Below are 8,581 nucleotides of genomic sequence, written 5' to 3'. Positions count from 1 at the left end.
GTGCAGCAGGGGGATGGCCTGAAACAACACCTCTTCAAAATAGTGCAAAGTGTAATCGACTTCGTTCAAAACAGTCGGCTTGGACTGATGCAACTCGTCGGTGCGCCACCAAAGCAAAACTTCTTCCGCCATCTGTTCTTTTATCATCTGGGCCTGCAAAGGCTGGGTTTGTTCTGCCCAATCCAGTTGGCTGAGCAAGCGAGAGAAGGCCCGTTGCTTCTCGCGAATGGTGTGGCGGACGATCTCGGTGGGGTGGGCGGTAAAAACCATGCGAATGTGCAACTGCTCCAGCAATCTGCGCAGTAGGCCCGGCGGCACCCCTTGAGCCCGCAGGTAAGGGAACAGCCGTTCAAATTTTTCGTTTTCTCGCACGGTACGTTGTTGGCTATCCACCATGCGCATGTCCGAGTCTTCTGCCCGTTCGTAGTGCTGTTCGACAATGTTGATCAACTGGAAGAAGAGGGCAAAGGCCCGTGCCGTTTGGATGGTGGCGTCGAGGCTGAGGTACTCGATAATTTGTAGTACCTCTGGGATCGGGTACTCCAGGGCTTGTCCTTCTGGGGAACACATGGAACGCAGTCGCTGCAACAGATCCACCAGAGACTGACCGCACTCCTGCAGGATCACCGATTCCCAGAGTTCTTCCACCAATTGCAGGCGACGGTTCAACAGGTTGTTCCTGCGGTTGAAGGCTTCGTTGACTTGAAGGGAATGGGCCAAGGGATCCCGTTCCCCAAGCAGGGAGGCCTCCTTCAGCCCGTTGGCAGAACCCGCTGCCCCCTCTGCAGCGGTCAGGTGGGGGGAAGAGGTCATGAAGGCAGCTCCTAGAATAACCATCCCAATATTAGAGCCTGTTTGTCGAAACGGCAGATGTAGCAGGTATCACGCTCAGATTGCGGTCTTCTCCGCGTCGGATTTTGTAGTTGAGCCTACAAATTGCAAGAAAAAAGTGTTTTACCTTGCCGCAATACCGGTCTAACGCCTTGTTGACAGGAGTTCTGGTGGCTGCCACCCTGTTTATCAACGCACATCTGCTGGATCCCGACCAGGGATTGGACAAAATCGGGCAACTGGGTTTTCACGTCGGTGGGGGATTTTTGTCTGCCGGCGGATGAGGCGGGGATCCGCTCAGGGGTGACCACGGTGGTGGAGGCGGGGATCACCTTCCCGGCGTTTTGTGCAACGGTGGCGTCAACTGCCCAGACGCGGGTTTATGCTTTGATCCTTACTCTGCTCTACATCGCCACTGCGGATTTCATCGCCCACCGCCTCAGGCTGGCTGTGGATTGGAAAAATCAAGATCTGGATCGGGCCAGAGCAGTGATCGAGACCCATCGCCAGGTGGTGGTTGGCCGCAAGGCTCGTCCCACCCTCAAGCTGGGAGAGAGGGAATCACCCACGCTCACTTCCGCTCTGATTCTTGGCGAAGAATATGCCTGCCGATCATGATTCATCTGGGCCGCTTCCCGATGGATGAGGTGTTGGATCCCTTCGATTTGTTGGATCGCCTGCGTTCGGGAGAGATTGTCAGCAACGAACAAAAGGCCCGCGCCCGCGACTACGCATTGCAGGTGGCAGAGCTAGAATCCAAGGCAATTGCAGCTTTCAACCGCAAGTTGGCAGCCTTGTCACCGGCTTGAGCCGCTCTGGAGCGGATGCCCATTTTATGATTTCGGATCAGCAGTGGATGGAACGGTGTCTATCCCTGGCCCGTTCCACACCTCAGCGTCCCTCTCCCAATCCGCGGGTGAGTTGCGTGATCGTGCAGGGGGATCGGGTGGTGGGAGAAGGCATTCATCCGGGGGCAGGGCAGCCTCATGCCGAGGTGTTGGCTCTGCAACAGGCGGGATCCCTGGCCAGAGGCGCAACGCTCTACGTCAACCTGGAGCCCTGCAACCACTATGGGCGCACTCCCCCTTGTACCGAGGCCATCCTGGCCGCCGGGATCCGGCGGGTGGTGGTGGGGATGCAGGATCCCAATCCCTTGGTGGCTGGCAAAGGGATCCGCCGCCTGCAGGAGGCGGGGATCGACGTGACGGTGGGAGTGCTGGAGCGGGAGTGCCAGGAGCTGAACGAGGGGTTTGCCTTCGCCATTGTGCGGCAACAGTGTTTCGGCCTGCTGAAATACGCCATGACCCTGGATGGCAAGAGCGCCGCCGCCACCGGCCACAGCCGCTGGATCAGCAACTCTCCGGCGCGGCAGTGGGTACACCAACAGCGGGCCTGGCACGATGCGGTGATTGTGGGATCCCGAACCGTTTGGCAGGATAACCCGCGCCTCACCTGTCGCCTGGCGGAGTTGCAGGGATCCCAGCCGTTGCGGGTGGTCCTCAGCCGTTCCCTGAACCTACCTCCCGTCGCCCATCTGTGGCAGGTGGAAGAAGCGCCGACGTTGGTGATCACAGAAGCTGTGGCAACCCATCCTTTGTGGGGATCCCTGGCCAAGCAGGGGGTGGAGCTGCTGCATCTGCCCCAAGTAACCCCCTCGCGGGCGGCACAGGTGCTCTTTCAGCGGGGGTGTCTGAGCGCCCTCTGGGAATGCGGGGGCACGCTGGCCTGGGCAGCCCTCAAAGATGGGGCGATCCAGAAAGTAGCCGCCTTCATCGCTCCCAAGATCCTAGGCGGAGCCGCTGCGCCAACCCCGGTAGCAGGGGAGGGGATCCCTGATGTAAACCAGAGCTGGCAACTGGTGGAGCCGCGGCTGGAGACCTTGGGGGATAACTGGCTAATTACCGGAAAGATCTCCTCTTCAGTTGGCCGCAGTGACTTACTACAGTAACCAGCTTTCAATTGCCATGAGGTTTCTGAACGAACAGGCTGATATCTGTTCAATGTAAGTGGATATACTCATCAGAAAAACACGGCATTTCTGCAAAGTGGGGTTCAGAATTGAGCTCAATTGTGCTAGGCTGGTCGGCGTTCTGGGGAGTCAATAACATTTGGGTAAGGTTAGCAAAATCAAGCTATAGGAATCTATCAAGATTCTTCTGAGGTGAACCTTGCAAACGGCAACGACGAAGACTCTAGCCTCTTTGTCCAGCCCTTCTTTGCTTGCCCAGTGAGCGGCTTGAAAGTCGTCCTATCTCATTTTCAAGTACAAATCCCAGGATAAGGAAGGGCATTGTGTTGAATCTTTTTGCCGGCCTGCTGTTTGCATCCGCTTTCCTCAGCCCATCGGGAAACGTCGTCATCGAGGGGGATCCAGGGGAGTGGGTTTTCGCCGATCATCAAGTCCTAGAAGGGGTTACTCTAACCCTTCTCACACGGCCCGGAGAGAGCTTGGCCTCTTGGAGAGAGATGCTCTCCGTCATGGACGTTCATGTCGAGGGATCGCCGCGCTTTCTTGCCAACCACATGCGGGACAACCTCCTGGCCAACTGTCCCCAAACGACTTGGGAGTTCCATCGGGAGAGCGAAGAAGATGTGCTCTACGAGTTTCGCAGTGCTGGCTGTCGTGGAACGGTGAGTGGAGTTGAGGAACATGAGATTGGCCGGATCACCCGAGGCCCAAGCGGCAGTGTGCGCATTGCCTATGCCGCAAAGCCAGAGATGACGTCCGAAGTGCGAAGCCGCTGGCTGAACTTACTGGGCAGCGAGGTGGGGACAGCTCAGGGTTTTCCCATTCGCAACCTCAGCGGGGCGATTGCACAGCCTTCTTCCCCGGTTTCGGAAGCCCCAACCGCAGAGCGGCAGATCGCCCGGTGGCTGCAGGAAGCAACCGATGCCCTGAAGCAGCAGGAAGATTTGCTGGCCGAGCTGGATCGCCTAGGTCAGGAAGCGCAGGCGGATGCCCGTGCCTACAGCCAAGGAACCCCCAAAGAGGCGGGGCTAAGGACAATCGGCCTGTACCGAGGTCGGGGGGACGGCAGCCCTGGCGAGGCCACAACCGAGTTCAAGACCACTGACACCTTGATCTGGGCCATCTTGCCGGTGGGCAACCTTCCTGCCAACGCCAAGGTGGAGATGCTCTGGTACTACGAGGGCGGAGAAGCTGGGGGCGAGCAACTAATCCGCAAGCTCGATGTTCCCTGGGATCCCGGCGACACGGTGCAAGGCTATTTGAGCTTCAGCCAGCCCTACACCGGCCGCTACCGCGTCGAGATTCATGTCAACGGCGAGAAGGTGGGAGTTGGCCGCTTCACAATCCAATAGTCTCCTGCAAGAAGTACCCCTCCTACGGGGTTACACAGGCTTGGGGGTGGACAATCTCCATCACCAACTCCGACGGGGTGAAGACTGTTGTGCTGGGATCCAGAGGGGGGCTTGCTATCCTCGACGGGTTCTGCTGACAGGCCTGGCTTTGAGGTTGTAGATAAGGCTGGTGCGGTATTGCAACAGCAAATTGCGCAGATAAAGGGGCAAGTTGCGTCGGTAGAGGGAGCGGGTTTTGCGGTAGATAGACTTGCTGCGCCGGTTAATTGCTTGGCTGCGCCGCTGCAAAGAGGTTTGGAGTGGACGTTGGAGTGCCAGGGATCCGGGCACACGCATCAACCTTGGCCGTACCATATCCCCCCTCGAGAGCGGCGTTGAAAGTTGGATCCAGTGTAGGGGATCCTCAGGGGAGCAGCCGCCAGCGGGTCAGCCTATTGCGCAGGCGGTCTGCCCAGCTTGCCGAGATCCCGGCAAAAGTTTCATCCCTCTCCAGATCTTGCAACAACTGCCGACCCAGAGGTGCCAGACGGTACCGGTCGGTGATCCCCTGCCCATCCACTTCCCGTCGCAACAGCCCTACCTGAATCAGCCACATCAGCTCCTGATCCACCCGCATTTCCGATAACGGGCGTCGGCTGTAGCCCGCTTGAACGCCGGCCCAACCTGCAATCTTCGCTGGTGGGATCCCTTTTGTGCTCATGGCCTGCAGCAAGGGCAACCGAAAAGGGCTGCAAATCCAGGCACGCCAAGCCCTTCTGTACACTGACTCAGAGTCATGGAGCATGAGGGACAAGGGGAGTCCTTATGTTCTTATTCAATTCTGTCAATGGCCGTTGAGCAGCAGGCTTGTTACAATAAATTACGATATGTTGATCATCCTTGCCATTGTTGTCCTCCTGGGATTCTGGGCGCTGCGCTTGATGGAGCAGGCTTTTCAGAGTCAGGAGTTCTCGCGCATGTTGGCAGGGACACTGGTGGCTGTGGCTGCCGGCGGCGTCTTGACCTGTTACTTTCTGATGAGCGACACCCTGCAGATGTTGTTTCATCTGCAAGCGCAGTCCCCCTCTTCCTACTCTCAAGATCTGCTCTCCGATTTGAGCTGGCTTGATCAGTAAATGGGCGGTCATGAGCTACACCAATGCAGTAGCTCCGCTAGCGAGGTTGTGACGCAGCTTTTATAGTCGTTTTAAGCCGGAATGAAACATTTCCATCTAGCTCCCCTCTCTTGAGCTCCCCTCTCTTGCTGGGGGTAGGGCGGCAGCGGAGAACGCTTAGGGAGTGTTTCAATCTAGTTTGAAATGGAAGGCCAAAGTATCTGGGGTTATGGCATCCTCCTGCATCCGCAAGGATGGAGTAGCAAGACCTGCCGCCCGCTTGCCAACAGTGAGCGGGAGAAATCCTGCAAGCTGTAAAAAAATCCGTTGACTTGAGCCGTGGGAAGAATGTCAATGGGCCAATTGGGTTGCCAGCCAGGCTCGGATGCTTCGGATCATTTGGTGGTTGGGGGCCAGTAGGTTCTGGTAGATCAACTGTCCAAAAGCATCGATGGGGCTGAACTCCTCCCCGACTTGGAAAGGATAGCTAAAACCCAGTGGAGTGAGGTGATCCCCCTCGAGATGCTGCCACTCGGTGTGGCCTTGATACTTGCGGCAAAGCTGTTGGTAGAGCAGAGGAATGTCGTCAATATCATCCTGTCGAAATTCTACGAGCAGGTTGTGTCTAACCGGATACTGCTCCTCAATTAAGCGGTTGGTTTCTGCTGGGGAAGGCTCGAACTCTAACCACAGATTCACAGGCGGCGAGGAGGATCCCATCCACATCCGCCACAGATCGGCAAGCTGTTGTTGAGGCCAAGCTTGAGCCAACAGCCGCAGCAATGGCAAAGCCCGATCTAGCCCGGCATTGCTGTAGGCCAGAAAAATATTGCCTCGCCGACGGGATCCCAGAGAAGGAACGGCCAGACAAGCGAGGATCTGCAACTTACAGCCCAGGCTATGGCCCAAGCCAAACAGGGGCAACTCCAGCAAACCCTTGCTTTGCAGGCTTCTGTGCAAAGATTGGGCTGCGTTGAGTGCCAGTTGGGCGTGATCGATATCGGTGGTGTAGGGGGTGGCAACAACGGCCATGCCCATACGGGCCAGTTCTTCCAGCAGGCGGCTGTAGAACACTTGCGGGGCAGCTCCCACAAAAGCTCCACCCAGAAAGTGAACGACGGCGCGGGGTTGAGGGGGCAGAAGGAACCAAGTATGCCCATCGGTTTGCCAAGTTGGTGCCATGGTGTTGCAACCTCGCCTGCGAGTTTGTTGAAGCTTTTCCCATAACCCAGCGCTCGGCAGATCCCACTTTGCCCACTTTACGCCGGTTCCCCGCGCTGGCCAGCCCCTGGAACTCATCCTAATGGACATCTTGCCCAGACATGGGGATCCCCAGTTAACTTCTGATGCAGCAGGCAAAACTCTGCCCCGCCTCAGACTGAGGTTCTAGCACCGAAGGGTAGTGCGCTACACTCGCCGAGATTGGGTTTTGAGTGTAGGATCCCTGCCCAAAAGTTGCTGCGGCTGCTATGACTAGGGCAGTGGGTGGTGAGGGATCGTGATGAAGACTTCACAGCTTGCAAAAGGATGCCTGCTGATCGATTGTCGGGGCTTTGATGAAAAGACGATAAACCTGTTTTTGGCACCTGGGCCCGATCCCTATCGGGAAACAGAAGAATTTCTCCTGGACTGCGAGATGCGGGCAGATGAGCTGCCCCGTTATCTGCGGCGGGCCTTGCTGGAGTTTCAGTTGTATTCCAATTCGGAAGGGATCCTGCTGCTGCGGGGTTTGCCCGTGGATCCCGGACTTGACCATACCCGCACACCGGCTCTGGCGCAGCGCTCTGAGGAGAAAACCACTTTTGTCAGCGAACGCTGCTTGGCAATGATCGGCAGCCGCTTGGGGCATTTGGTCTCCTACATTCAAGAAAAGAACGGGGATTTGTTTCAAAACTTGGTGCCTACTCCCGACAGCGAAGAGGTGCAATCTTCCGAGGGATCCCGCACTCGGCTACAGTTTCACCGCGAGACGGTTTTTCATCCCCACTCACCGGAGTTTTTGCTGCTGTTTTGCCTGCGCCCCGACCATGACCGTGTAGCGGAAACCACCTACGCCAGCATCCGCCATGTCCTGCCTTTGCTGGGAGAGCGCGATCGAGAGCTGCTGTTTGAACCCCTGTATCGCACTGGCATCGACTACTCCTTCGGCAACCGGCAAGCCCTGATCAATGGACCCATTTTGCCGGTGCTGTATGGCCGTCGAGAGGATCCCTTCTGGAACTACGACGAAGACCTGATGGTGGGGCTCACCCCCGAAGCCAGTCTGGCTCTAGAAGCCCTGAGGAAGGCGATCCACTCTATCTACCGAGGCATCAAGCTGGAAACAGGGGATCTGCTCTGTATTGACAATCGCCGCACCGTTCACGGACGGACTGCCTTCTCTCCCCGCTACGATGGCTTCGACCGCTGGATCCAGCGCTCATTTGTGGTGCGGGATCTCGGCCTTTCGGCAGGGGATCGCCATCCCGGTGAGCGCATCATTCGCACCGCCTTCGCAACAGATGATGAGGCCCAAGCTGCCCTCAATGGGGAGCAGGTCTGTCTCAGAAGATCCTGAGAAGTTCGCAGACTTCAGCGCCATCCATAGCTCAAGTCCGTAAAAGTACTATTGGCGATTTCCCCGAAAGGGTTTGGATGAGTCGCCCCAGATACTGATGTCAAAATACGTGATCCTCACGATGGCTATCGCAGAGCGTTTCCAGCATTCTAGGCTTATGAGCCAAAGCCATCAATTCTTCTCACGATTGCGAGGTTAAGATGAGCATTCGCCAGATCATCGATGAGGTTTTACAATCTTCGGTTTTAACTCTGCAGCAGGAGTCCAACATTAACCAAATCCTCTGGGAAAGAAACTATGATCCATCTGATCTAGAGGCTCTGGATGAGTTGGTAGAAGCCATTTTGCGCCAAGAGGTAAGGGCTGCTTCCGATCCCTGCTAGAAACCTAGCCTTGCTTGCAAACGACGGCAGATCTTGCTCAAAACTTACACACTTACACAACGCACAACTGAGAGCAATTGTGCATGCTCCTAGCATGAGTCGGGATGAGATTCCAATCTCTCGACAATTTCCCGGATTAAATGCTCATCAGAGCGATTGATCTCGGGGTGGAAAGGCGCCTGTTTTAAGTAGCGCTTGAGATCCTGGCAGGCTTGCTGCCAACGGCCCAACTGATAATACAACAGCCCGCGATCCCTTAGGTGGGGCAAGGATTCAGGGATCAACAACAAGATCCGTTCCGCTGCTGCCAAAGCGGGTTCCAGTTCGGCGCGGCTCAGATAAATTTGCTTGAGGTTGTTGAGCAAGCGTACCAAGATCAGGCGGGGAGGGGTGGG

12 protein-coding genes are annotated in these 8,581 nt (G+C 56.6%); 7 read left to right on the top strand and 5 right to left on the bottom strand.

Annotated features, from left to right (window positions below):
* A partial coding sequence (locus NW837_RS02715) for a phosphoenolpyruvate carboxylase (protein ID WP_414329153.1) occupies window positions 1-813 on the bottom strand: 813 nt, incomplete at its 3' end.
* 273 nt (window positions 814-1,086) lie between these two features.
* Between NW837_RS02715 and NW837_RS02710 the strand changes: the two genes are divergently transcribed.
* The 4 genes from NW837_RS02710 (at window position 1,087) to NW837_RS02695 (ending at window position 4,152) form a co-directional block, all read left to right on the top strand.
* Window positions 1,087-1,449 (top strand): hypothetical protein, encoded by a 363-nt coding sequence (locus NW837_RS02710; protein WP_414329152.1) that lies wholly within the window; start codon window positions 1,087-1,089, stop codon window positions 1,447-1,449.
* A complete protein-coding gene (locus NW837_RS02705) occupies window positions 1,446-1,640 on the top strand; it encodes a hypothetical protein (protein ID WP_011433441.1) in 195 nt (64 codons plus the stop codon). The genes NW837_RS02710 and NW837_RS02705 overlap by 4 nt, the downstream gene beginning before the upstream one ends.
* Before the next feature lie 26 nt (window positions 1,641-1,666).
* Complete coding sequence (gene ribD, locus NW837_RS02700) at window positions 1,667-2,779, top strand: bifunctional diaminohydroxyphosphoribosylaminopyrimidine deaminase/5-amino-6-(5-phosphoribosylamino)uracil reductase RibD (protein ID WP_414329151.1); 1,113 nt, start codon at window positions 1,667-1,669, stop codon at window positions 2,777-2,779.
* A gap of 344 nt (window positions 2,780-3,123) precedes the next feature.
* Window positions 3,124-4,152 carry a hypothetical protein gene (locus NW837_RS02695; RefSeq protein ID WP_414329150.1) on the top strand — a complete coding sequence of 343 codons (1,029 nt, stop codon included), beginning with the start codon at window positions 3,124-3,126 and terminating at the stop codon, window positions 4,150-4,152.
* Between the two features lie 114 nt (window positions 4,153-4,266).
* On the opposite strand, the gene NW837_RS02690 is transcribed toward NW837_RS02695, so the two are convergent.
* Window positions 4,267-4,488 (bottom strand): hypothetical protein, encoded by a 222-nt coding sequence (locus tag NW837_RS02690; RefSeq protein WP_011433444.1) that lies wholly within the window; start codon window positions 4,486-4,488, stop codon window positions 4,267-4,269.
* Between the two features lie 67 nt (window positions 4,489-4,555).
* On the bottom strand, window positions 4,556-4,936 hold the full coding sequence (locus NW837_RS02685; RefSeq protein WP_414329149.1) for an Npun_F0494 family protein: 381 nt from the start codon (window positions 4,934-4,936) through the stop codon (window positions 4,556-4,558).
* Window positions 4,937-5,018: 82 nt separating this feature from the next.
* Here NW837_RS02685 and NW837_RS02680 point away from each other — a divergent pair, with 82 nt between their 5' ends.
* Window positions 5,019-5,267 (top strand): hypothetical protein, encoded by a 249-nt coding sequence (locus NW837_RS02680; RefSeq protein WP_011433446.1) that lies wholly within the window; start codon window positions 5,019-5,021, stop codon window positions 5,265-5,267.
* Window positions 5,268-5,597: 330 nt separating this feature from the next.
* Here the strand turns inward: NW837_RS02680 and NW837_RS02675 are convergent, their stop codons facing one another.
* Window positions 5,598-6,428: a DUF1350 family protein gene (locus NW837_RS02675; protein ID WP_414329148.1), complete on the bottom strand. Its 831-nt coding sequence runs from the start codon at window positions 6,426-6,428 to the stop codon at window positions 5,598-5,600.
* A gap of 319 nt (window positions 6,429-6,747) precedes the next feature.
* On the opposite strand from NW837_RS02675, the gene NW837_RS02670 reads away from it, so the two are divergent.
* Entirely contained in the window at window positions 6,748-7,803 is a 1,056-nt protein-coding gene (locus NW837_RS02670; RefSeq protein WP_414329147.1) for a TauD/TfdA family dioxygenase, read from the top strand.
* Window positions 7,804-8,003: 200 nt separating this feature from the next.
* A complete protein-coding gene (locus NW837_RS02665; RefSeq protein WP_011433450.1) occupies window positions 8,004-8,186 on the top strand; it encodes a hypothetical protein in 183 nt (60 codons plus the stop codon).
* Window positions 8,187-8,275: 89 nt separating this feature from the next.
* Here NW837_RS02665 and NW837_RS02660 read toward each other — a convergent pair.
* The coding region (locus NW837_RS02660) for a tetratricopeptide repeat protein (RefSeq protein ID WP_414329146.1) at window positions 8,276-8,581 on the bottom strand (306 nt) is incomplete at its 5' end.

It is taken from the genome of Synechococcus sp. R6-10, from assembly GCF_047461815.1.
GTDB lineage: Bacteria > Cyanobacteriota > Cyanobacteriia > Thermostichales > Thermostichaceae > Thermostichus.
The sequence above is the reverse complement of the archived record's forward strand: the minus strand, read 5'-3'. Positions and strand labels throughout refer to the sequence as shown.

Excerpts from the sequence above, each read along its gene's own strand:
- NW837_RS02705 (WP_011433441.1), top strand. The coding sequence starts at position 1,446 with ATGATTCATCTGGGCCGCTTCCCGATGGATGAGGTGTTGGATCCCTTC.
- NW837_RS02665 (WP_011433450.1), top strand. The coding sequence starts at position 8,004 with ATGAGCATTCGCCAGATCATCGATGAGGTTTTACAATCTTCGGTTTTA.
- ribD (WP_414329151.1), top strand. The coding sequence starts at position 1,667 with ATGATTTCGGATCAGCAGTGGATGGAACGGTGTCTATCCCTGGCCCGT.
- NW837_RS02690 (WP_011433444.1), bottom strand. The coding sequence starts at position 4,488 with ATGCGTGTGCCCGGATCCCTGGCACTCCAACGTCCACTCCAAACCTCT.
- NW837_RS02680 (WP_011433446.1), top strand. The coding sequence starts at position 5,019 with ATGTTGATCATCCTTGCCATTGTTGTCCTCCTGGGATTCTGGGCGCTG.
- NW837_RS02675 (WP_414329148.1), bottom strand. The coding sequence starts at position 6,428 with ATGGCACCAACTTGGCAAACCGATGGGCATACTTGGTTCCTTCTGCCC.
- NW837_RS02685 (WP_414329149.1), bottom strand. The coding sequence starts at position 4,936 with ATGCTCCATGACTCTGAGTCAGTGTACAGAAGGGCTTGGCGTGCCTGG.
- NW837_RS02670 (WP_414329147.1), top strand. The coding sequence starts at position 6,748 with ATGAAGACTTCACAGCTTGCAAAAGGATGCCTGCTGATCGATTGTCGG.